General features: G+C 71.3%; 21 protein-coding genes and 2 pseudogenes. 8 read left to right on the top strand and 15 right to left on the bottom strand.

The features are described 5' to 3' along the window. Positions 1-210 precede the first annotated feature (210 nt). From LBW94_RS17595 to LBW94_RS17585, 3 genes are all read right to left on the bottom strand, one after another. Positions 211-1,431, bottom strand: a complete 1,221-nt coding sequence (locus tag LBW94_RS17595) for a DUF1800 domain-containing protein (RefSeq protein ID WP_225057550.1) — start codon at positions 1,429-1,431, stop codon at positions 211-213. Positions 1,432-1,514: 83 nt separating this feature from the next. After that, positions 1,515-1,862, bottom strand: a complete 348-nt coding sequence (locus LBW94_RS17590) for a DoxX family protein (RefSeq protein ID WP_225057551.1) — start codon at positions 1,860-1,862, stop codon at positions 1,515-1,517. A 215-nt stretch (positions 1,863-2,077) separates the two neighbouring features. Further along, entirely contained in the window at positions 2,078-2,812 is a 735-nt protein-coding gene (locus LBW94_RS17585) for a hypothetical protein (RefSeq protein ID WP_225057694.1), read from the bottom strand. A gap of 247 nt (positions 2,813-3,059) precedes the next feature. On the opposite strand from LBW94_RS17585, the gene LBW94_RS17580 reads away from it, so the two are divergent. Then, complete coding sequence (locus LBW94_RS17580) at positions 3,060-4,385, top strand: glycoside hydrolase family 1 protein (protein WP_225057552.1); 1,326 nt, start codon at positions 3,060-3,062, stop codon at positions 4,383-4,385. Here LBW94_RS17580 and LBW94_RS17575 read toward each other — a convergent pair. The 7 genes and pseudogenes from LBW94_RS17575 to LBW94_RS17545 all read right to left on the bottom strand — a co-directional run bounded on the left by LBW94_RS17575 (position 4,366) and on the right by LBW94_RS17545 (position 9,291). Further along, the gene (locus tag LBW94_RS17575; protein ID WP_225057553.1) at positions 4,366-5,037 is read right to left on the bottom strand and encodes a LuxR C-terminal-related transcriptional regulator; all 672 of its coding nucleotides are present in this window, start codon (positions 5,035-5,037) and stop codon (positions 4,366-4,368) included. The two genes, LBW94_RS17580 and LBW94_RS17575, sit on opposite strands and share 20 nt — an antisense overlap. Then, positions 5,025-6,056, bottom strand: a complete 1,032-nt coding sequence (locus LBW94_RS17570; protein ID WP_225057554.1) for a sensor histidine kinase — start codon at positions 6,054-6,056, stop codon at positions 5,025-5,027. The genes LBW94_RS17575 and LBW94_RS17570 overlap by 13 nt, the downstream gene beginning before the upstream one ends. 5 nt (positions 6,057-6,061) lie before the next feature. Beyond that, the gene (locus tag LBW94_RS17565) at positions 6,062-7,420 is read right to left on the bottom strand and encodes an ABC transporter permease (RefSeq protein WP_225057555.1); all 1,359 of its coding nucleotides are present in this window, start codon (positions 7,418-7,420) and stop codon (positions 6,062-6,064) included. After that, positions 7,417-8,175, bottom strand: coding sequence for an ABC transporter ATP-binding protein (locus tag LBW94_RS17560; RefSeq protein WP_225057556.1), 759 nt, complete (start codon positions 8,173-8,175; stop codon positions 7,417-7,419). Before LBW94_RS17560 ends, LBW94_RS17565 begins: the two co-directional genes overlap by 4 nt. Positions 8,176-8,364: 189 nt before the next feature. Then, positions 8,365-8,517 carry a hypothetical protein gene (locus tag LBW94_RS17555; protein ID WP_225057695.1) on the bottom strand — a complete coding sequence of 51 codons (153 nt, stop codon included), beginning with the start codon at positions 8,515-8,517 and terminating at the stop codon, positions 8,365-8,367. A gap of 83 nt (positions 8,518-8,600) precedes the next feature. After that, positions 8,601-8,759, bottom strand: a pseudogene (locus LBW94_RS17550) (NADP-dependent oxidoreductase); the annotation flags it as partial. A gap of 145 nt (positions 8,760-8,904) precedes the next feature. Beyond that, complete coding sequence (locus LBW94_RS17545) at positions 8,905-9,291, bottom strand: alcohol dehydrogenase catalytic domain-containing protein (RefSeq protein ID WP_225057557.1); 387 nt, start codon at positions 9,289-9,291, stop codon at positions 8,905-8,907. A 1,033-nt stretch (positions 9,292-10,324) separates the two neighbouring features. On the opposite strand from LBW94_RS17545, the gene LBW94_RS17540 reads away from it, so the two are divergent. From LBW94_RS17540 to LBW94_RS17520, 5 genes are all read left to right on the top strand, one after another. Beyond that, positions 10,325-11,023, top strand: coding sequence for a hypothetical protein (locus LBW94_RS17540; RefSeq protein WP_225057558.1), 699 nt, complete (start codon positions 10,325-10,327; stop codon positions 11,021-11,023). After that, positions 11,023-11,835 (top strand): hypothetical protein, encoded by an 813-nt coding sequence (locus tag LBW94_RS17535; protein ID WP_225057559.1) that lies wholly within the window; start codon positions 11,023-11,025, stop codon positions 11,833-11,835. Before LBW94_RS17540 ends, LBW94_RS17535 begins: the two co-directional genes overlap by 1 nt. 206 nt (positions 11,836-12,041) lie before the next feature. Continuing rightward, a complete protein-coding gene (locus tag LBW94_RS17530) occupies positions 12,042-12,524 on the top strand; it encodes a hypothetical protein (protein WP_225057560.1) in 483 nt (160 codons plus the stop codon). Between the two features lie 65 nt (positions 12,525-12,589). Then, complete coding sequence (locus LBW94_RS17525) at positions 12,590-14,275, top strand: asparagine synthetase B family protein (RefSeq protein ID WP_225057561.1); 1,686 nt, start codon at positions 12,590-12,592, stop codon at positions 14,273-14,275. A 38-nt stretch (positions 14,276-14,313) separates the two neighbouring features. Beyond that, entirely contained in the window at positions 14,314-15,048 is a 735-nt protein-coding gene (locus LBW94_RS17520; protein ID WP_225057562.1) for a hypothetical protein, read from the top strand. 4 nt (positions 15,049-15,052) lie between these two features. On the opposite strand, the gene LBW94_RS17515 is transcribed toward LBW94_RS17520, so the two are convergent. Then, on the bottom strand, positions 15,053-15,505 hold the full coding sequence (locus tag LBW94_RS17515) for a hypothetical protein (protein ID WP_225057563.1): 453 nt from the start codon (positions 15,503-15,505) through the stop codon (positions 15,053-15,055). 208 nt (positions 15,506-15,713) lie between these two features. On the opposite strand from LBW94_RS17515, the gene LBW94_RS17510 reads away from it, so the two are divergent. Continuing rightward, complete coding sequence (locus LBW94_RS17510) at positions 15,714-15,986, top strand: GlsB/YeaQ/YmgE family stress response membrane protein (RefSeq protein WP_225057564.1); 273 nt, start codon at positions 15,714-15,716, stop codon at positions 15,984-15,986. Positions 15,987-16,172: 186 nt separating this feature from the next. Further along, the gene (locus LBW94_RS17505; protein WP_225057565.1) at positions 16,173-17,423 is read left to right on the top strand and encodes a CoA transferase; all 1,251 of its coding nucleotides are present in this window, start codon (positions 16,173-16,175) and stop codon (positions 17,421-17,423) included. Positions 17,424-17,540: 117 nt separating this feature from the next. On the opposite strand, the gene LBW94_RS17500 is transcribed toward LBW94_RS17505, so the two are convergent. The 4 genes and pseudogenes from LBW94_RS17500 to LBW94_RS17485 form a co-directional block, all read right to left on the bottom strand. Further along, on the bottom strand, positions 17,541-18,503 hold the full coding sequence (locus LBW94_RS17500; RefSeq protein WP_225057566.1) for a quinone oxidoreductase family protein: 963 nt from the start codon (positions 18,501-18,503) through the stop codon (positions 17,541-17,543). 31 nt (positions 18,504-18,534) lie between these two features. Next, on the bottom strand, positions 18,535-20,670 hold the full coding sequence (locus LBW94_RS17495) for a malate synthase G (protein ID WP_225057567.1): 2,136 nt from the start codon (positions 20,668-20,670) through the stop codon (positions 18,535-18,537). Then, complete coding sequence (locus LBW94_RS17490) at positions 20,657-21,199, bottom strand: hypothetical protein (RefSeq protein WP_225057568.1); 543 nt, start codon at positions 21,197-21,199, stop codon at positions 20,657-20,659. The genes LBW94_RS17495 and LBW94_RS17490 overlap by 14 nt, the downstream gene beginning before the upstream one ends. Then, a pseudogene (locus LBW94_RS17485) lies at positions 21,196-22,253 on the bottom strand (alpha-hydroxy acid oxidase). Before LBW94_RS17485 ends, LBW94_RS17490 begins: the two are co-directional and overlap by 4 nt. Positions 22,254-22,268: the final 15 nt, after the last annotated feature.

Genomic DNA, 22,268 nt, shown 5'->3' with positions numbered 1-22,268 from the left:
GTCTTCCATATCGTGTCCCCCCGGGTCCCCCCGGGTCGCCCCGGGTAGCGGGCACCGCCGGAATCCGGTGCCCGCTCGGCCGCCGAGGGGGGTAGCGGCCGTGGTGTGGATCGCGCTCCGCATCGCCGGATGCGGTCATGAACGCACCCGCCCGGCCCTCGCCCGGCCACGAAGGGTGGCCGAGCGTCGGGTATCAGGGCCGTCGGGTCCTCATGCCAGCGCGAATTCCGGTGCAGCCAATACCGCGCCGAGCAGCACGGCCGACCGTTGCAGCGGCTCCCGGCCGCGCAACTGGTCGTGGAGTTCCCGCGCGGCGTCCGCGGTGGTCGCGGAGACCTGATAGAGCCCGGCCCGGGCGAAGGCGGCGGCGACGGGATCCGCGGCGCCCGCGATCTCGGGTAACGCCGGGGCCTGCACGGCCAGCGCCGACCGGGCCACCGCACAACTCGGGGCCAGCCATTGCGTACCGGCCGGCCACCCGGCGACGCTCGGCGGCGCGAACGGCACCTGCCCCAGCGCCGTCAGGGCGTCGTATGCCGTTGCCGCATCATCGATTCCGCACGCCGACAACGCCGCCACCACCCATTCGATCGGATAGCGCGGCCGGGCGCCGGCCGGGAACGAGTCGTCGTGCAGGATCGCCGAAACCAGCACGGAGATCTCGAGATTCGCGGCCCGGAACACCTGCGCCAATGCGTCCAGCCGCTCGGGCGCGGGCTCGGCGCCGACGAAGAACCGATACAGCGATCCGGCCACGAACCGAGCGCACGCGGGATGATCACAGATCGCGTCGACCACGTCCCGCGCCCCCGACACCGGCCGTCCGAGCAGCGTGACCGGCCGATCCGGCGCGGACCCCCGATCGAAGCGCACCCGCAGATCCTCGCCGACACTCCACCCCGCCAGCGCCGTGGCCGCCGCCCGCACATCGGCCTGGGTGTAGGCCCCACGGCCCAGCGCGAACAGCTCCATCAACTCCCGCCCGTAATTCTCGTTGGGCGCAGCGGTATCCGACCCGTCCCCGTCCAGATACCGCAACATCGCGGCATCGACGGTGACCGCGTCGAGCAGTTCCCGGAAGTTCCCGAGCGCGTGCCGCCGCAACAACAGATGCTGATCCCACATCAACGACCAGGAATCGACCTTCTCGTGACTGGACGTGAGATGCGCATGCCAGAACCAGACCAGCTTCTCGTGCACCCCCGCCGCCGGATGCCGCATCGCCTGCAACCACACCGCCAGCGGCCCGGCGGCGTCGTCGTCCGACTCCTCGTCGAACCGCGGCACGCCCGGGCTCACCGGCGGCGCCGCCAGCACCGCCGTCACCACCCCCTCCGCCCCCAGCCCGAGCATCGGCTCGACCCCACCGGGCCGCGGCCCGAACGTGGTGCGCCGCAATATCTGCGCGATGACCGCCCGTTCCTCCGACATGCCCCCACCCTGACAGGGCCCGAGTGAGGATTTCGTGAAGCGCCGGGCGGGCGGTCATCCCCCGGACGGGGACCGCCGGACGCTCAGGCGGCCGCGCCCAGTGCCGCCGCGACCACCACCGGCACCAGATACAGCAGGGGGAAGCCGACGTGGCCGTAGGCGCGAGCGCGCAGGACGGTGACGACCGCGCCGAGGAAGTACAGGACCAGGCCGATCGCGGCGGCGATGCCGATGGCCGGAACGGCCAGGCCGACAAGCAATCCGAGGGCGCCGGCGGCCTTCGCGATACCCAGCCACGGCCACCACGAGGCCGGTACACCGTACTCGGCCAGCGGCTCGACGACCCACTTCGCCCGGAGCAGCATCGACACGGCCGAGAATCCGACCCATGCCGCGGCCAGGATCGTGACGATGGTGTGCGCGACCGACATTGGTTCACTCCCGTCTGCACGGCACCGGCCTGCGTCGGCGCCGATACCTCCGCCGCGGTTGCGTCGGTTTCACAGACAAGACGAGAGCCGGGCCCGGAGTGTGACATCGGCTCCGGGCCCGGTGCGTTGGGTGGGAGCCACCGCGCATCCGCCGGACCCGATGCACCGCGCCGGAACCACTGTGCCACCGCCGAATACGCCGCCGGCGCAGCGCTTCAGTCCGGCTTCCCGCCGGTGCCGCGGTGGGTGCAGCCGACGGGGGTGGGCGGGGGTGACGGGCCGGGGTCGGGGTCCTCGCCGCGCATCGCGGCGATGTACGGGCGCAGGCCCAGGGCCATGTCGACGCAGGCGCCGAGCAGGGCGTCGAGTTCGTCCTGGTCGACCCGGCGCTCCACCACCAGGCGGGTGCCGAGGATCGGCAGCGGGAGGTCCTCGCCGCCGCGGTCCCACCACAGGTGGGTGTCCCACAGTTCGTCCACGTGGTGTGGCGACCAGCCGGCGACCGTGCGGATCACCTGGATGCGGCCGAACTCGTTGCCCGACTGGTCGAGGACCAGCAGGTGGAACAGGTCGGGGCGGCGTGGGACGGTGGGGTGGGGTACGAAGTGGCAGAGGGTGCCGCCGGTGGCGGCGGCCGCGGTGGAGCTGGTGCCGTGCAGGATGGTGCCGATCGGGGCGCCGGTGCCGCGGCGCAGCACCGTGGCGTCGCCGCCGCGCGGCTCGACCAGCACCACCGCGCCGTCGGCGTAGGTGAGCGAGTGCCGGGGGCCGAGGCTGTGGCGGCGGCCGAACAGGGCGCCCAGCCGCGAACCACCCGGGTCGGGAGTGCGCACGGCGACGGCCACGGGGTGGTCGGGCCCGCACCGGAAGGCGAGCCGCCACGCACCGGCCGGGGCATCGCGCCCGATCCGGCCCTCGATCATCATTGATCCGTTCCGCAGGCCTGGCATGGGTCAGATGGTAGAACTGTGATCTAGGTCTCACTGGGAAATCGGGCGTATGAAACTCGAGTGAGTCCGTTCGGGCGGCGACGGCGGCGGCCACACCCCCGAATTGCGCCACCGGCGCGGCGTGTCGCACGCGGAAATCGGCCGATCGGATCCGAACGGCGGCTCAGGCGCGCGGGTTACCATCGCTTCGGCCGACGCGCTTCCGCGGAGCGCGTATGCGCCCCGGCAGTCGACGGATGGGATCTCGATGATGAACTCTCGCAACGGACGACGACACAACTCCCGGACCTGGGCCGCCGCCCTTGCGGTTTCGATCGCGGCACTGTGCACGATCGGCCCGGCCCCCGGTCACGCCGACAGTCCGCCGGTGCCACCGCTGGGTGGCGATTTCCTATGGGGCGTAGCGTCTTCCGGATTCCAGAGCGAGGGTTCCGAACCCGACAGCAACTGGCTGCGGCACACCACCGCGACCGCGCCGGACCAGGTCGGCAACTCGGTGGACTTCTATCACCGCTATCGCGAGGACATCGGGCTGGCAGCGGGTCTCGGCGCGAAGGTGTACCGGATCAGCGTGGAGTGGGCCCGGATCCAGCCGCGGCCCGGCGAGTGGGACGAGCAGGGTTTCGCCTTCTACGACAACGTGATCGCCGCGATCCGGGCGGCCGGGATGCGGCCGATGATCACCCTCGACCACTGGGTGTATCCGGGCTGGGTGGCCGACCGCGGCGGCTGGGCCGATCCGGCCATGGTGGACGAGTGGCTGGCCTCGGCCCGCGCGGTGGTGGACCGCTACGCCGGCGACGATCCGCTGTGGGTCACCATCAACGAGCCGTACGACTATCCACGACTCATGGTGAGCCAGGGCCAGTTACGCCAGGATCAGATCCCGATGATGTACGACCGCCTGGTCACGGCACACGACGGGATCTACGACTACATCCACGCCCGGCAGCCGGGCGCGATGGTGACCAGCAACGCCTCGTATCTGCCCGGCGTCGAGACGCTCACGGCGCTGGCCTTCGAGAACCGCATCGCCGACAAGCTCGACTACGTCGGGATCGACTACTACTACGGCGAACCGCCGGGCTCCCCCGCGCTGAACAATCCACCGTGGCGCGATCCCCTGCAACCCGAGGGCATCTACTACGCGCTGCGGCACTACGCCCGCCAATTCCCCGGCAAGCCACTGTATGTCGTGGAGAACGGCATGCCGACCGAGGACGGGAAGCCACGCGCCGACGGCTGGACCCGCGCCGACGATCTGCGCGACACCGCCTACTGGTTGCAGCGCGCCCGCGCCGACGGGCTCGACGTCATCGGCTACAACTACTGGAGTCTCACCGACAACTACGAATGGGGCAGCTACACACCACGTTTCGGCCTCTACACGGTAGACGTGACCAGCGATCCGTCGCTCACCCGGCACCCCACCGACGCGGTGTCGGCCTACCGCGACATCATCGCCGCGGGCGGCGTCCCGGGCGATTACGCGCTCTCCCATCCGACCACGCCCTGCTCACTGGTCGATCCGCCGTTCAGCTGCGTGCAACCGGTCACCGGTCCGGTGCGCTGAGCCCCGGCGCCGGATCGTCCTGGAGATATTCCAGGACGGCCAGCACGCGGCGGTTGCCGTCGGTGTCCGCGAGGAGGTCCAGTTTCGTGAAGATGTTGTTGATGTGCTTGCTGACCGCTTGCGGGCTCAGCACCAGGGCCGCGGCGATGCCGCCGTTGCTGCGGCCCTCGGCCATGAGCGACAACACCTCTCGTTCCCGGTTGCTGAGCCGGGCCAGCGCACTGCGCCGGTGGGTGACCATCGCGGCGACCACCTTCGGATCGAGCACGGTACCGCCCGCCGCGACCCGGCGGATGGCGTCCAGGAACATGTCGATGTGCGCGACCCGGTCCTTGAGCAGATAGCCCAGCGCACCCTCGCCCGAACTCATCAGCTCGCGCGCGTAGAGCTGTTCGACGTACTGGCTGAGCACCAGGACCGGCAGGTCCGGCCGGCGGCGGCGGGCCGCGATCGCCGCCACCAGACCTTCGTTGGTGAAGGTGGGCGGCATCCGCACGTCGAGGATCACCAGGTCGGGTCGTTCCCGCTCGAGCACCGCGGGCAGGTCCGCGACATCCGCGAGGGCGGCCGCGACCTCGATGTCGTGGGCGTGCAGCAGCCGGGTCAGGCCGTCGCGGAGCAGGGCCAGATCCTCGGCGATCACCACTCGCACGGCAACTCCATGATCACCTCGGTCGGTCCGCCCGGCGGACTGCGCACGTCGAGCGTCCCGTCGAACGCCTCCAACCGGCGGGCCACCCCGCGCAACCCGGTGCCGCCGTCGAGGCGGGCGCCCCCGACGCCGTCGTCGACGACCACCACCGACAGCCGGCCGTCGTCGTGACCCAGCGTCACGCCGGCCCGCTCGGCATGACTGTGCTTGACCACGTTGGCGAGACATTCGGAGACGGCGAAATACAGCGCCGACTCCAGCGGCGCGGGCGGACGGGCCGGGAGCGCCGCGGTGACGGTGGTGGCGACCGACAGGTCCACCGCCAGCGCTTGCAGCGCGCCGACCAGCCCGCGATCGCCGAGCACCGGCGGATGGATGCCCCGCATCACCGTGCGCAACTCGTCCAGGGCCGCGAGGGCGCCCGCGCGTGCCTCCGTGACGAGGGCGATCGCCGCGTCGGGGTCGCGGGCGACCAGCTGTTCGGTGAGACCGAGCGTCATCGCCACCGACACCAGCCGGGCCTGGGCGCCGTCGTGCAGGTCCCGCTCGATGCGTTCCAGCTCCGCGGCCCGCACGTCCAGCGCGTCGCGCCGGGTCCGGGTCAGCACGTCCACCCGCTCGGCCAGCTCCCGCTCGCGACTCGGCGGCATCCGGCGGACCACCCGCCAGTGCACGACGAGCAGCGCGGTCATGATCGGGAACGGCCAGAGGGGCCAGAAGAAACCGCGCCCGACCAATGCCCACGCGGTGACCTGCACGGCCGTCACGAACAGGTACAGATTCCGGTGCGCGATCAGCACCCGCCGCCGACCCGACGGCGCGCGGATCACGTCGCGCACCGCCACCACCAGCGAGATCAGGATGGCCCAGCCGAACCAGACCCACCGCGGCCAGAAGTACCGGACATCGCCGGAGGTCCACAGCCACAGCGCCAGCACCCCGTCCAGCACCGCCAGGGTGCCGAGCGCCGCCAATGCCACCGTCCAGCGGGACGGCCGCCCGATTCGCTTGCCGGCCATGGTCATCAGACGGCCGGCGCGTGCAGGACAGCGATCGGGTCGAGGCGAGTGTGGCGCCGGGTCACCAGCACCGCCGTGGCGAAAGTCAGCGTCGCGACGACCGCGATCACGCCGAGGTAGCAGGCGATCGACACCGACGGCAGCAGCCGGTGCGTGGTCCGGATACCGAAGGGCACGACGGTCACCGCCGCGCCGAGGGTGCCGAACAGCAGGCCGACCACCAGGGTCAGCGCGGACTCCACGCCCACGACGCCGAGCAGTTGCCGTGGGGTGGCGCCGAGCAGCCGCTGCTGCGCGAACTCGCGCCGCCGCTCGGTGAGGGCGACGACGATCAGATCGACCAGCATGACCGCCGCGAACAGGGAAATCACACCCACCATCACATAATTCAGGGTCTCGACGTTCCGGTCATCCGAATTCATGTCGGGGTGAACCGAATTCGTGATCAACTGCATGTACAGCGTACCGGTCGCCACGCTGGTGGCCACCACGACCGGCATCATCGGGATGGCGGCCCGGCGCAGCCGCTGCCGGATCGCGGCGAGCGCGATCTCGCCGGACCGGCCGCCGAGCACCCTTGTCGCGGGTGCGAGCAGGGTGGTCGCGGCGCCGAGCAGGTGCGGGCCGAGCAGGGCGAATCCGATGCCGGCGAGGATGCAGCCCTCGGCGGCGACCGATTGCAGGGTGTTCACATCGCCGGCGTCCAGGACGAAGACCGTCAGCACGGCGCACTGCAACCCCAGGCCGAGCACGATCAGGCCGGCGATGGTCTGGACGCGACCGGTCCGGCGAGTGTCCGCCGTCGCGGTGAACAGCGCGTCGCGTACCGTGTGCTTCGCGGCGCGGGCCGCGGTCAGACGGGTGGCCGTCATGGACGCCACGAGCGCGATGCCCACGCCGATGCCGATCGCCGCCGGGCCGAAACGGTAGCCGACCGCGGCCGACACCTGGTGGGTGTGCCGCAGCAGGGCCAGCAGTGCGAAGCCGCCGCCGTATCCGGCCGGCAATGCGCACAGCACTGCCAGTGCGACCACCACCTGGTTCTCCCGCATGATCAGGGTGACCACCTGGCGCGGGGTCGCGCCGATACTGCGGAGCAATGCCAGTTCGGCGGCGCGTTGCCGGGTCGTGACGGCCAGGGCGGCGGCGACCGAGGCGGCGACGATGACCGCGCCCCAGCCGCCCACCACACTCGCGACGATGATCAGCGTCGTGCGGCTGTCCTTCGGCACTGCGTTTCCGGCGGCGGTGTCGAGCATGGCCGCGAAGGCCGTCACGATGCCCGTGCCGAGGAACACCGAGAGGAATGCGGCGGTACAGGCGCCCCATCTGGTGCGCAGGGACGCGAGGGCCACGGCGATCATGCGGACACCCCGGTCCGGGCGGCGATGTCGTCGAGGTCGGTCATGCGTTGCGCGATCGCCGCGGCCGACGTGCGGGGCATGGTGCCGACCATCACGCCGTCGGCGAGGAAGACGACGGTGTCGGCGTAGGCGGCTGCCACGGGGTCGTGGGTGACCATGACGATGGTCTGGCCGAAGGCGTCGGCCGACTCGCGCAGCATCGACAGCACCCGGCGGCCGCTCGCGGTGTCCAGGGCGCCGGTGGGTTCGTCGGCGAACAGGACTGCGGGGCGGGTGAGCAGGGCGCGGGCTATCGCGACCCGTTGTTGCTGTCCGCCGGACAGTTCCGAGGGTAACCGGTCGGCTGTGCTGGTCAGGCCGAGTCGCGCCAGCAGGTCGGCGCAGGCGCGGCGATCCTGTGCGCGGCCGGCGAACAGGGACGGCAGCGCGACGTTCTGGGTCACTGTGAGGTACGGGATCAGGTTGTACTGCTGGAAGACGAAACCTATGTGTTTTCTGCGGAATTCGGTGATGGCCTGTTCGTCGCCCCGGGGGAGTTCGAGGCCGGCGATGTGGACCTGGCCCTCCGAGGGGACGTCCAGGCCCGCGGCGCACTGGAGGAGGGTGCTCTTGCCGGAGCCGGAGGGGCCCATGATCGCGGTGAAGCTGCCCGATGCCAGTGTCAGGGAGATGCCTCGCAGGGCTGCTACGGGATTCACCTCGCCGTATCGCTTCGACAACCTGGTGAGGCGCAGGGCCTCGGTTTTCTCGGTCATCGTGGAAACTCCTTCTGCTCGTGGCGATTCGATAGATTCGACGCTATGAGAAGGGGGCGGGGGGCGACATCATGTCGGGATCCGTTTCGGGGTAGAGGCGGCTCTACCCCGAAGGGGGATGCTCGGGGTGCCGTATCCGGAGGCTGTTGCGGCGTCGACTCCGGGCGCCGGGTGTTCGGCCGGGTCCGGTCAGGGGACGAGGACGAGGCGGCCGCGTAGGCCACCGGCCTCAAGGCGTTCGTGTGCCTCGCGGGCTCGCTCCAGCGGCAGGGTGCCGGCGACGCGCAGTGCCGGGCGGGTGGGGGCCAGGGCGGCCAGGCGGGACCGTCTGCGCTGATCCATTGCTCGTGAATACTGATGCCGCGCAGGGGGATCGGGGTTGTGCCGCCTGCCACGGTGGTGAAGGCGCCGCGGGTGCGGACCGCGGCCAGGGCGCGCACGCCGAGGCCGGCAGTGTCCAGGGCTCCGTCGGCGCCGCCGGGGATCAGGTTGCGGACCGTCGCGGCCAGGTCCGGGGTGTCGCGATCGATGAACCATTCCGCGCCCCAGGTGCGTAGCAGTGGTTCGTCGGAGGGGGCGGCCACGGCGGCGACTCGCCAACCGCGGCGGACCGCGAGTTCGACGGCGAAGCCGCCTACGGCTCCGGCGGCGCCGGTGATCAGGAGCGTGTCGTCGGGGGCCAGGGCGAGCAGGTTCACGGTGAGGCCGTTCAGGGGGAGGGTGGCTGCTTCAATGGGGTGGCAGGTCCGAGGTGGCTACGGCGTTGGCGTCGAGTACGACATACTCGGCGTAGCAGCCGAGTTCGCGATCCAGCCGATCGTGGAGTCCGATCATGGGGCGGCCCAGGGGGAATCCGGTGACGCCGGGGCCGGTGGCGGCGATCGTGCCTGCGACGTCCCAGCCGAGGCCGGTGGTCGGGCGGGGGGTCATCAGGCCTGCGGCGGCCAGGGCGTTGGAGCGGGTGGCCAGGTCTGCGGGGTTCACTGTCGCGGCGGTCGTGTGGATCAGGACTTGTCCGGGGCCTGGGTGAGGTATGGGGGCTTCTGTGACCTTCAGCACTTCGGGACCGCCGTGGCCTTGGGCGATTACTGCGCGCATGGTTTTCGTGTTGGTCATGGGGAAACGTTGGGAGAGTTGCTCTCTGGTGGGAAGTACGCACTTTGGAGTGCGTTTCTTACCTGGGGGTTGGAGATGTGGTGGGGGGTGGGTGTGGCGGGGTGTGTGGCAGGGCGGGGTGTGGCGGGGCGGTGCGGGGTGTGGCAGGGCGGTGCGGGGTGTGGCAGAGCGGTGCGGGGTGTGGCAGAGCGGTGCGGGGTGTGGCAGAGCGGTGCGGGGTGTGGCAGAGGGGGGTGGGGGGACATACCTGGCTGGACGACGGGGCTGGCGGGTTGTCTGGTGTCGCTGCTGAGGGTTTGCCTTCTTGGTGGTGACCGGCTGTATTTTTGGCCTCCGCTTCGCTCCGGCGGGTTCTCGGCCCCTCAGTCTCGATTCTTCCCTCCTCCGCTCCTCCGCTTCGCTCCCCCGCTCCGTCAGTCCAGAATCGAGACGGGCCGAGAACATTCAGGTTTGGCCGTTTTCCGCAACCGCCCTGGGCGCAGGGCAGGGTTCCGCAGCCGCCCTGGGTGTAGGACAGGGTTCGGCAGCGTGCTGGGGGATAGTGGTCGCCGAGCGCTCGGGGGGTGGTGGGGGTTGGGTGGGGTGGGGTGGCGGGCAGAATTGGTTGGGGGGACACCGGGGGTTCGGCGGTACGGGTCGCGCGGTGGGGGTTGATCGGGTATGCCGGTGTTGTGCAGATCGATGTGACGTCCTCGGGGGGCGCCGGGGTGGGTGGGCTGTGATCTGTCCGCATTGCAATCAGAATGTGTTGCGCAAGGAGCGCACTGGGCGGCGGTGTTCGAAATGTCGGCAGGCCTTTGCGCTGGAGCCGAAGGAGACCGTGCTCGGGTTGCACGACGTTCGGGTGCGGAAGTTGAGTGAGCAGTTGGGGGATGGGCGCGGGTTGCGGTATACGCCGACGCAGCTCTGGTATGCGGCTGGGCGCACGAGGCTTCGGGATCCGCGGTCGCGGGTGAGCACGCTGCGGTTCTGGGTTTCGGTGCCGTTTGTTGTTCTTTGTTTCTTCGCTGTGGTTGGTCATCTGATTCGGCCGGTGTTCGGCATCGTGCTTGCCGTGTTGCTGGTGGTGGCGGTTCAGGTGGTGTTGTCGGGGTTGCGCGGGCGGATCGTGAATTCGGTGCAGATCCGGGTTCCGGCGGACTACAACACCTTTCAGCGGCAGGTGACGCAGCGGTGGATCGATGTGTACGGGTCGCCGCCGTTCGGGGCGGTGGGTGAACAGGGGGTGCTGCCGCGGCCGGGGGCGCGGCCGCGGTTCGGGTTGCTCTGCCCGGACCGCAGCGTGCTGGTCTGCCTTGCCGCCAACGATGTGCATCGGCGGCACGATCTGGTGCTGGCGGAGCGGGCCGAGCAGTTGCCGCCGGGGGTGCCGGTGATCGTGCTGCACGATGCGAGTCTGCCCGCGTTGCGTTTCGCGGAGCAGGTGCGGGACGGGCTGGCGCCGCGGCCGGTGGTGAATCAGTTGGCGCCGCGGGCCGTGCTGGGCAAGGGGGCGGCGTTGCGGCTGCGGGGGCCCGCGCCGCGGCCGGAGGAGCTGGCCGCGGCGCCGCGTAACACGTTGTCGCAGGAGGAATTCGACTGGCTGGCCGGGGGGTGGTGGTCGCCTGTTGCGGCGTTGCCGCCTGCTCGGCTGCTGGCGCTGGTCGACAAGGCCGTCGATCGTATCGAGCAGGCGATCGATCCGGACCGGCGGCGAGCCCGCGCGGTCGGCTTCCTGACCTGGCCGACGTGATGCGGGATCGGGTTCTGGATCGGTTGCTGCGCAGCGCGATCGAGCGGGCGGGGGCGCCGAACGGGTTGTGGTTCACCGAGCGTCAGCTCTATTACCAGTTCTGCCGGGCGGCGCTGCCGGCGCATCGGTTGCCGCATCGGGTGGCTCTGACGGTTCCGGTTCCGGTGGGCTATGCGGTGTTTCGGCGGGTGTTGCGCCGTCATGGGGAGGTGCCGGGGTTGCTGGCGCTGCGGCCGCCGCGTACCGGGCCTGCCGGCCGGCACACGGCGGAGCCGGATCTGTTCGATTACGGGTTGCCGCGGCTGCTGGTGTGTCAGTCCGAGTCGGTCGCACAGATGTTGCGCGCCAACGCACTTCCGATGGAGTCGGCCTGTCCGGTGCTCAGTGCCGCCGAACTGCCGTTGGATCCGCGGGTGGCCGCCATGCTGGGCCGGGTGGAGCGGTCCGCTGTGTACGTGCTGCACGATGCCAGCGCCGAGGGGCACGACTTTCCCGCGCGGGTCGCCGAACTCGCCGGCATCCCGGACACCGTGCGGGTGGTGCCGCTGGGGCTGCGGGCGAATCAGGCTGCCCGGCTGCATGTCTTCCATCAGCGGGGGGTCGTGCGGCCGGTGGTGGCGGCGGCTGTCGACCCCTGGGAGCGGGCCTGGCTGGACCGCGGCCGGTTCGCCGAGGTCGAGGCGGTCCGGCCGGCTTCGCTGCTGCGCACCGTGCACCGGCTCGTCCGCGACATCCGCAGGCCGCCACGGACACTGGCCGGTGAATGGCGGCGCGCCCGCGCCGCGGGCTTCCTGACCTGGCCCGCCGCGTGAGCGGGCCGCAAGCCACCGCGAAGCGGCGCCGCCGGGTCGCTTCGCACCGGCACAGCTCGCACCGGCACGGCCGGCACCACACCGGCGGGCGAGCACCGCGAGCCGTCAGGGAGCAGCGCCATCCGGTCGCTGCACACCTGCCCGATGAATACCGCGCGAGCAGGCCGCTACCGCGGGCGACGGCGGCCGTACGAGAGGGGCGATCGATGCCGGCGCACCGGCAAGTTACCTATACCGATGAACTGCTCGCCGACGGGACCGTGCATCGGCGGTACTCCGACGGGCGCGAGGAGTGGCGCAGCCGGACCCCGGTGGGGCAGGTCGCGTGGCAGGACAATCAGGGCAACAGTGGCACCGACGAACCGCTGGGGCGGAACCTGGTGAAGCGCCGCTATCGCGACGGGCGGGTGGTCTACGGGCGGGAGGGCGGTTACGGCCGGACCCTGTGGGGCGGGGGCATGCTCACCGTCAACCGGTCCTCGTTCGGCGGGCGGGTCGGCATCATCCTGGCGGCCGTGGCCGGGGGTGCGCTGCTGACCGCGATGGCGATGCCGCCGGATGTGCTCACCCTGGAGCAGGAGGAGGAGTTGCGGCGGCAGGCGGTCGCTCGGCAGTCGGATTCCGGGGACGGGTCCGGCGACAGCGGGTGGGGCGACGATTCCGGTGACGACAGTGGCGATTTCGGCTGAGGGGCAGGATGTCTCGTTGGTGTGCGGTCCTCGGGCCGGGTGATCCGGGCGAGCGGATCCGGGCGATGAGTGGTGAGCCGGTCGTCACGACCGGGCGGTACGGGCTGGGCACGGTGGCCGGGCCCGGGGCGCGGGCGGAGCTGTTCCGGGCCGCGAGTGCCACCCGCGGGGTGGATCTGGTGGCGATCGGGGATGTCACGCTGTTCAACGCCGATCGGTTGCGGGCCCGGCTCGGGGCCGCCGCTCCGGCGTCGGAGGTGAGCCACGGGGAGCTGTTGCTGCACTGCTACGCCCGCTTCGGGCTCGACGGGATCGCCGCCGCCGACGGCATGTTCGCCCTCGCCATCGCCGACGGCGGCGAATTGCTGCTGGTGCGTGATCATGTCGGCGCGCGCACGCTGTTCCATGCCCGGTCCGGCGGCGGCTGGGGCGCCGCCACCTCGCTGCGCGCGCTCATCCGGTGGCCGGAGCTGCGCACCGGGCTGAATCTGCCCGCGGTGCAATCCTTTCTGAGCTTCGCCTATCTGCCGGGCCGGGAGACCCTGCTGCGCGATGTGTACGAGGTGCTGCCGGGCCGCTGCGTCCGGTTGCGCGCCGACGGCTCGTCGGTCGAGGAAAGCTATTGGGAGCCGGAGGAGATCGCGGCGGACGGGCCGGCCGGCGGCTTCGCCGCGGGACTGCGCGAACTGCTCGAGGACGCGACCGCCCGGCGGTTGCCGGCCGGGGAACCGGTCGGCGTGCTGCTGTCCGGCGGTATCGACTCCAGTCTGGTCACCGCGCTGGCGGCCGAGCGGCACGACCATCCCGTGCGCACCTATTCGATCAGTTTCGGTGACAGCACCCCGAACGAACTCGCCTACTCGGGACTGGTTGCCGCGCACTGTCATACCCGGCACCGGGTACTGACCGTCCCGGGCGAGGCGGTGGCGGCCCGGCTCGCCGAGACCATGGGGCTGCTGGACTGCCCGGTCGGCGATCCGCTCACCGTGCCCAATCTGATGCTGGCCGAGGCGGTGGCCGCCGACGGCGCCCGCGTGGTGCTCAACGGGGAGGGTGGCGATCCGGTGTTCGGCGGGCCCAAGAACCTGCCGATGCTGATCTTCGAACTGTCCCGCGACGATCCGGATCCGCGGGCCCGCGCGCAGGCGTACCTGGACAGCTATCGCAAGTGTCACGCCGACCTGCCGGTGCTGCTGAGCCCCGAGGTCCGGGCCGCGCTGGCCGACACGCCCTCGCCGGCCGAGCATTTCACGCCGTATCTGTGGCCGGGCCGGATGCACGGCCTGCTCAACCAGTTGCTGCACGCCAATCTGCGGACCAAGGGCGCGCACCACATCCTCGGCAAGGTCGAGCGCATCACCACCGCGGCCGGGGTGCAGGGCCGCTCACCGCTGTTCGACCGGGCGGTGATCGACTACTCGTTCCGGATTCCGCCGCGCTACAAGCTGTCCGGCGCCAGCGAGAAGTGGATCCTGAAACAGGCCGTACGCGATCTGCTTCCGGCCACCATCGTCGATCGGCCCAAGAGCGGGATGCGAGTTCCGGTGCAGCAGTGGCTCGCCGGGCCGTTGCGCGATCTCGGGCACGATCTGCTGCTCGGGCAGGCCGCGCGGGACCGGGGGCTGTTCCGGGAGGACACCATCCGGGGCTGGTTGCACGGCCGGGGCGCGCTGCTGCCCCGCCAGGGCGGGAAGCTGTGGCTGGTGCTGTCGTTGGAGCTGTGGTTGCGTTCCTTCGAGGTCGGCCCCTGAGCGGCCGGCACCGATCGACAGACCGAGGAGTTCGCCGCATGCCCGAACCGCGCCTCAAGCACACGGCCGACGACGAGAACGAGGTCCACGACATTCGTGACTTCGCCGACGCCGGACGCAATGTCGTGACGCCGGTGGTGCGGTTCCCGGCGGAGATCGCGCTGGCGGTGGTGCAGGCGTTCGCGGCGATCGTGCGGCGCGCCACGACCTCCGCGGCCGCCACCACCGCCGACGCCGACGGGGTGGTGCGCTCGCAGACCTTCGAGGAGGGTGATGTCTACATGCTGGAGAAGCCCTTCGACGGCTACGTCGCCGACCGCTATCTGATGGACTTCTACGACGTCACCGAGCGCGACCTCTGCTCGCGCATGCATCTGCACACCGGCCTGCGCTTCGTCCGCATGATGACCGGCCCGGACACCCGCATCCGCGTCGGCAGCCTGTCCCCGTTCGAAGTCACTCACGTCGAGGGCGTCACCCCGTTCCGGCCCGACCTGTTCCGCGACGACCTGCCCGGCACCCCGCCCGGCGTGCGCCGGGTCCGCTACAACCTGATCGTCCCGCCGAACTCGTTCGTCGACATGCAGATTCCGCGCGGCACCAGCCATCAGTTCAACGCCATCGGCCCGCACGCCGTGATCGACTCGGTGCATCCGGAGGAATCCATCGAGGTGTTCCGCGAACGCATGTCCGGCTACCGCATGATGGCGCAGACCGTCTTCCTCGCCGAGGACCTGCCGCCGGCCGCCGAATGCCTGCTGCCACCCGGCTGAAGCGCTACCGGGCCGCGCCGAGATCCACCGCCAGCACCGAGCGCGCCGCATCCAGCGCGCCGTCACAGCGGCTCTCCGCCTCCGCCACCTCCGCGCCGCGCGACTGTCCCGCCCGCAGCTGCTGCAAGCGCTCGATGCGTTCCAGCGCGGTCAGCACCGCCGTCCCGGACGCCTTCGGGCCGTAGAGCTCGATCCGGGTGGCCGCCCGCCGCAACTCCGACAGGGCCGTCGCCGGGGTGACCGCTTCGCCGTCCTGCGGGGACCGCACCACGCGCGCGGCGGACAGGAACTGCACACATGCCTCCTCGTACTCGCGCTGCCGGGCGTCGCGCCGATCGATGTCGCGGGTGCGCAGGGCCAGCCGCATCGCATGGCGGCCGCTGAGGAGGCCGTTGGCGACGGTGGCGAGGTTGCCGACGATCGCCACGGCGGCAATCAGCCAGAGCTGGAGTGTCATGTGCCGACACATACCACCGCCGGGCGGCGGCGGCCACCGCTGCGACTGCGGTGATGATCATGAACGGCGTACCATCGACCACGGAGAGCGCCCACGGCGTCCGGCGGATATCGCGGAGATTGGAAATGCCGCGATTAACATCGCCGTGACGGGTTATCGCTGTGTTGTACCGGTTGTTCCGGTGCGCACACGACGACAGGAGACCATCGTGCTCGGACTCGGAATCATCGGCTGGATCATCATCGGCGGCCTGGCCGGATGGATCGGCAGCAAGATCATGAAGACGGATGCGCAGCAGGGCATCTTCCTGAACATCGTCGTCGGCGTGGTCGGCGGACTGATCGGTGGTTTCCTGCTGAAACTGCTCGGCGTCGACGTCCAGGGCGGCGGGCTGATCTTCAGCTTCCTGACCTGCCTCGGCGGCGCGGTGATCGTGCTGTTCCTGGTCAATCTCGTCACCGGCCGGCGGGCCCTGCGCTGAGTGCGCCCGATCCCGCACCGAATCACAGGTAATTTCCCCGGCCGCGACGCCCGATACCCGCCACCGCCCGATGCTCCGGCATCGGGGCACAGGAGGCGCACGGTATCGGGCGTCCCGGCGTTTCCGGGGCACCGCCGGGGCCGACCCGGATGTCCGTTCCGTCCGGTCGCAGGAGACGATGGCCCGGTGACGACAGAGATTTCGGCGACCGAGCCCGGCGCCCGTCCGGACGCACCCCTGGCGGGTCTGCGGATCGTGGAATTCGCCAGTTACGTGGCGGGTCCGTCCGCGGGAATGACCCTCGCGCAACTGGGCGCCGAGGTGATCCGGATCGACCCGCTCGGCGGGGCCCCCGACTACCGCCGCCAGCCGGTGTCGCGACACACCGGCGAAAGCCTGTACTGGACCTCGCTGAACCGGGGTAAGCGGTCGGTGGAGCTGGATGTGCGCTCCCCCGAGGGCCGTGAACTCGCGCTGGCGCTGGCCACCGCACCCGGCGCGGGTGCGGGCATCGTCCTGGACAACGCGGTGGGCCGCCCCTGGTTCTCCTACGAGGCGCTGGCCGCCCGGCGGCCCGATGTCATCAAGGTGCACATCGGCGGGATGCCCGGCGGCGGCCCGGCGGTGGACTATACGGTCAACACCGAGGTCGGCGTCACCGATCTGACCGGCCCGGCGGACAACCGCACCCCGGTCAACCACGTCCTGCCCGCCTGGGATCTGCTGGCGGGCACGACCGCCACCACCGCGCTGCTGGCCGCCCTGCACCGCCGCGACCGCAGCGGCGCCGGCGCCGATCTGCGGATCGCGCTGGCCGATGTGGCGCTGGCCGGCGTGGCGAACATGGGCTGGCTCAGCGAGGTCCGCGAACGCGGCGACCGGCCGCGGCACGGCAATTTCGTGTACGGCACCTTCGGCACCGATTTCGGCACCGCCGACGGCGGCCGGGTGATGGTGGTGGCGCTCACCGGCCGCCAGTGGCACGCGTTGTGCGCGGCCACCGGAACGGCGAAGGTCGTTGCGGCACTGGCGGAATCGCTGGACGCCGACTTCACCGACGAGGCCGACCGCTACGCCCACCGCGAGACGATCGCCGCGGTGATGCGCCCCTGGTTCACCGCCCGCACCCTCGACGAGGCCGCGGCGGCGCTGACCGACGCGGGCGTGCTGTGGAGCCGCTACCGCCGCATGGGTGAGGTGGTCGCCGATTTCGAGGCCGGAACCGCGAGTCCGATTCTCACCGAGGTCGATCAGCCCGGCATCGGCCCGGTGATCTCCGCTCGCAGCCCGATCCGCGACGGCGGGGACTACGGCGACTCCGCCACCGCCCCGGCGCTCGGCGCGGACACCGCCGGGGTGCTGGCGGAGGTGCTCGGCCTCGGCGCGGACCGGCTGGCGGAACTGCGCGCCACCGGAGTGGTGCCCGCAACCGCCTGACCGCCGGAAGCCGCTGCGGCCGTGCGGTATTCACCTCCGGCGCGGCGGTGGACGCCGCCCGACGACGATGTCCGGCGGCGTCCCGTCACCGGCAGCGCCCCGCGCCGGTGACGTTCGTCAGGGCCGCAGCACCAAAGATCCCGTGGTGGAACGGGATTCGATGTCGCGATGGGCCTGGGCCGCGTGGGCCAGGGCGTAGCTGCCGCCGAACCGGATGCGCAGGGTGCCGTCGGCGATCGCGGTGAAGACCGCGCCGGCCCGCCACAGCACCTCCGCCCGGGTGTGCACGAAATGCGGCAGCAGCGGCCGGGTGAGGCACAGCGAACCCAGTTCCGCGAGCCGCTGCGGATCCACCGGCGGCACCCGGCCGCTGGCGGAACCGAACAGCACCAGCGTCCCCCGCAGCCGCAGCGACGCCAGGCTCGATTCGAAGGTGGCCGCGCCGACGCCGTCGTACACGGCCGCGACGCCCTCCCCCGCCGTGAGTTCCCGGACGGCGGGGGCCAGGTCGGCGCCATAGCGCAGCACCCGCCACGCCCCGGCCTCCCAGGCCGTCTTCTCCTTCTCGTCGGTGGAGACGGTGGTGATCACCCGGGCCCCGTGCGCGGCGGCCCACTGCACCAGCAGCTGCCCCATTCCCCCGGCGCCGGCGTGGATCAGGATCGTCTGTCCCGGTTCCGGCCGGTACACCGATTCCAGCAGATAGTGCGCGGTGACCCCTTGCAGGATCGCGCCGCCGGCCACCGGCCAGTCGATGTCGTCGGGCACCGGCACGCACTGCGCCACCGGCACCGCGACCAGTTCGGCGTAACTGGATCGGCCGTACGCCCACGCCACCCGGTCGCCGAGGGCGAACTCCGCGACACCGTCGCCGCGACCCACCACCACCCCGGCGCCCTCCAGCCCGGGGACGGGCAGTTCGGCGGGATAGGCGCCGGTGCGCACGTAGACGTCGCGGAAGTTGACCCCGATCGCCTCGGTGCGGACCAGCACCTGCCCCGGACCGGGGACCGGGTCCGGCATCCCGCAGTAGCGCAGCACCTCGGGGCCACCGGGTTCGGTCACCACCACCGCGCGCATGCGTCTCTCCTTCCGCTGGGCCGGACCGCGCTCACGGGGTCCGGGCCTTGTATTCGCGGCGCCACCGGTACAGCACCGGTTCGGTGTAACCGTTGGGTGCGTCGGCGCCGCCGACGATCAACTCGTAGGCGGCCTGCCAGGCCAGGGCGTTCTCGGGCCGGGGCAGCAGCGGCCGATACCCGGGTTCGTCGCGCAGCCGCGCGTCGACCAGCCCGGCCACCCGCCGGAGGCTGCCGTGCACGTCGGCCTCGCTGATCAGGTTGTGGCACAACCAGTTCGCCAGCAGCTGTGTCGACAGCCGCAGGGTGGCACGGTCTTCCAGCACCACGACGCCGTCGTAGGCCGGGATCGGCGCGCTGGCCACCGCTCGCTCGATCCAGCGCACCGCGTAGGTCAGCACGGTGTAGCAGTAGGCATCCAGCTCCGCGGGCCGGACGGCGGCCGGCGGCGGGTCGGCCAGCGGCAGGTGCAGCAGTTCGGCGAGGGTCCGCCGCGGCCCGGCGGCGGCCACCTCCCGTTGCCGCGCAACGACATCCACGCGGTGGAAGTGCACGGCGTGCAGGGTCGCCGCGACCGCGGTCGGCACCCAGGTCATGGCGGCGCCCTGATGCAACTGCTCGATCTTGGATTCCAGCAGTTCGCGCATCCGGCCCGGCGTCGGCCACATGCCCAGCCCGACCAGCGCGCGGCCCGGAAGTCCGTGTGCCAGACAGGTATCGACGTGCCACTGCTCGTAGGCCCGCTGCCAGGGCTGGTCCCGCATGGCGGCGCGGCCCACCATCGGGCCCGCCGCGGTCGAGGTGCGGATCTCGTCGGCGCCGCGATCGAGCAGCCCGTTACCGGTGGCCACCACCCGATGCCGGACCTCGGCCAGACAGGCCGCGAGATTCACCGTGGTGCGCCGTTCCTCGTCCAGCAGGCCGAGTTTCACGGTGTGCTCCGGCAGCCCGAACAGCTGCTCCACCCGTGCGAAGAGGGTGTCGGTGAAGGCGAACTCCGCGGGGCCGTGCTGCTTCGGCACGGCCAGATAGACCGCGCCCGCCCGCGAATTCGCGCGCGCGGTGTTCCCGCGCAGGTCGTGCAGCGCCGCCAGGGTGGCGATCACCGCGTCCAGGATGATCTCCGGCACCTCGGCGCCCTCGGCGTCGAGGACGGCCTCGGTGGTCATCAGGGGGCCGACGATCCGGGCGAACAGCAGGGCCCGGCCGTGCAGGGTGCGGCGGGAGCCGTCCGGGGCGGTGTAGTGCCGGTCCGGGGCCATCGCGCCGGCCGCGAAACTGCCCCGCATCAGGTGCAGCCAGTTGCGGTAGACCTCGACCTTGTCCGAGACATCCACGGCGGCAACGCAATCCTCGAAGTCCATGATCGTGGTGATGCCGGACTCCAGGATCACGTCGTCGATCCCGGCCGTGTCGAGACGGCCGAACGGCCCGGCGGGGTCGATCCGCAGCTCGACGTGCAGGCCGTGGTGTTCGATCAGCACCGCCGACGGCCGCCGCGGATCGCCGCGGAACCCGGCCGGCCGGGCCCCGGCGGCGAGCGTGGTGACCGTGCCGCCCGCCAGCCGGACCCGCAACTCGCCGAGCGCCACCTCGTAGCCCGTCGCCTCGGCGTGCGAACCCGAGGCCAGCGGCGCGGCCGTGTCGAGTACGCCGCGCGCGTACTCGATCACGGCGAGCATCCGCTCACCCGGATCACCGGGGGCGACCGCATCGGTATCGCGCAGCGCGTGATACGGCGAGCCCCACCGGGCATCGACCCCCTCCAGCGCGAACGCGGTGTCCGCGACCGGGACCAGCAGTTGCGGGCCCGGAATCGCGGTGATCTCCACATCGGCGTGCGCGGTGTCGACGGTGAACGGCCGCGGCGGCGGGACCAGATAGCCGATCTCGGTCAGATATTCCCGATAGGCCACGGCGTCGAAATTCGCGCCGCGGTGCTCGGCGTGCCAGGCGTCCAGCTTGTCCTGCAATTCGGTACGCCGGAGCAGCAATTCGCGAGTGCGGGGGGCGAGTTCACCGATGAGCCGTTCGGCGCCGGCCCAGAACTCGGCGGGATCCACCCCGGTGCCCGGAATCGCCTCCCGTTCGACGAAATCCCGCAGTTCGCGCGCGACCCGCAGACCGCCGATCCGGACCTGACCGGTGCGGACCTCAGCGATGCTCATAGAGACACCACACCATCGACGCCTCCAGTTTCTTCAGGATCTTGAGGTTCTCGATGGATTCGACGACGTCCACCGAGCCGATGCAGGCGTCGGCGTAGTGCTCGCTGACCAGCCGCGCGGCCATCGGTTTCGCCTTCACCGTCGACAGTGAGATGTCGGCGGGCATGTGCTCGCGGACGAACTGGAGGGTCGCCGGATGCGAGACCGCGGAACGGATGTCGGCCAGGCCGCCGGGGAAATCCGAGTGGACGGCGACGCACATCTGCTTGGTCGGCGACTCCCACACGCCGACCATCGTCATCGACGCCAATTTACTGAAATGCAGATCGACCCAGGAGTCGATCACCGAGCCATCGGACATGTCCAGATATCCGGCGGCCACCAGCGCCTTCCCGCCGCGGGCCTCGGAATCGTCGATCGCGGCCCGGAAGGAGGGAAACAGTTCGATCTTCTCGCCCCCGATACGGACCGCCTCGGCGTGCGCATCCGTACCCGTGGGACCGAGTGTCTTGATGACGTCGTATTTCATGATGCACTCGTCCTGCCAGTGGGATTCGATAATTCGTGCGTCGTCAGCCGGGCCGCCTCCGCGACGGAACGACATCCGGCGAGGGCCAGATCGGTTTCCAGTTCCTCGCGCAGCAGCGCCAGCACGGCGCTCACGCCCGCGGCGCCGGACACCGCGAGCCCGTACAGGATCGGCCTGCCCAGCAGCACGCCGTCGGCGCCCGCGGCCAGGGCCTTGAGCACGTCCGTGCCGGACCGGACACCGCTGTCGACCAGCACCTCGATCTCGTCGCCGACGGTGGCGCGGATCTCCGGCAGCATCCGCATCGACGGCACCGCCCCGTCGAGTTGCCGCCCGCCGTGGTTGGACACCACGATGGCGTCGACCCCGGACCGCACCGCCAGCACCGCGTCCTCCCGGGCGAGGATGCCCTTGACGATCAGCGGCAGCCGGGTCTGCTGCCGCAGCCATTCGATATCGGTCCAGGACAGGGCGGGATCGAACATCTCGGTGGTGTGGGTGGCCACCGCCGAACCGCCGTCGCGGGAGCGCTGGGCGCCGATCGCCGCCGCACCGCGGAAATGCGCGGCGTAGACGTGCTCCGGCAACGCGAACCGTTGCGGTGGTCGCGCATCCGGCGGCCCAGCCGGGGCACGTCGACGGTGAGCACCAGCGCCCGGCAGCCCACCGCCTCGGCCCGGCGCACCAGCTCCGCGGTGGCGCCGCGGTCCCGCAGCCAGTACAGCTGCAACCACAGGTCGGCGCCCGATTCGGCGACCCGCTCGATCGGCGTCCCGCTCAGCATCGCCACGGTGAACGGCACCCCGGCCGCGCGGGCGGCCCGCGCGGTGGCGGCCTCGCCCTCCGGATGCACCAGGCTGTGGTACGCCATCGGCGCGATGGCCAGCGGCAGCGTCGACGCCGTGCCGGCCAGCCGGGTGGCCGTCGACACCCGCGACACGTCCCGCAGCATCCGGGGGACCAGGTACAGCTCGTCGAACGCGCGCCGGTTCGCCGCCGCCGTCAGCTCGGCGCCGCTGCCACCGGAAACGAAATCCCATGCGGCAGCGGGCATCACGTCGCGGGCCAG

Origin of the sequence: Nocardia sp. alder85J (assembly GCF_020176955.2) — a bacterium.
Lineage (GTDB): Bacteria > Actinomycetota > Actinomycetes > Mycobacteriales > Mycobacteriaceae > Nocardia.
The sequence above is the reverse complement of the archived record's forward strand: the minus strand, read 5'-3'. Positions and strand labels throughout refer to the sequence as shown.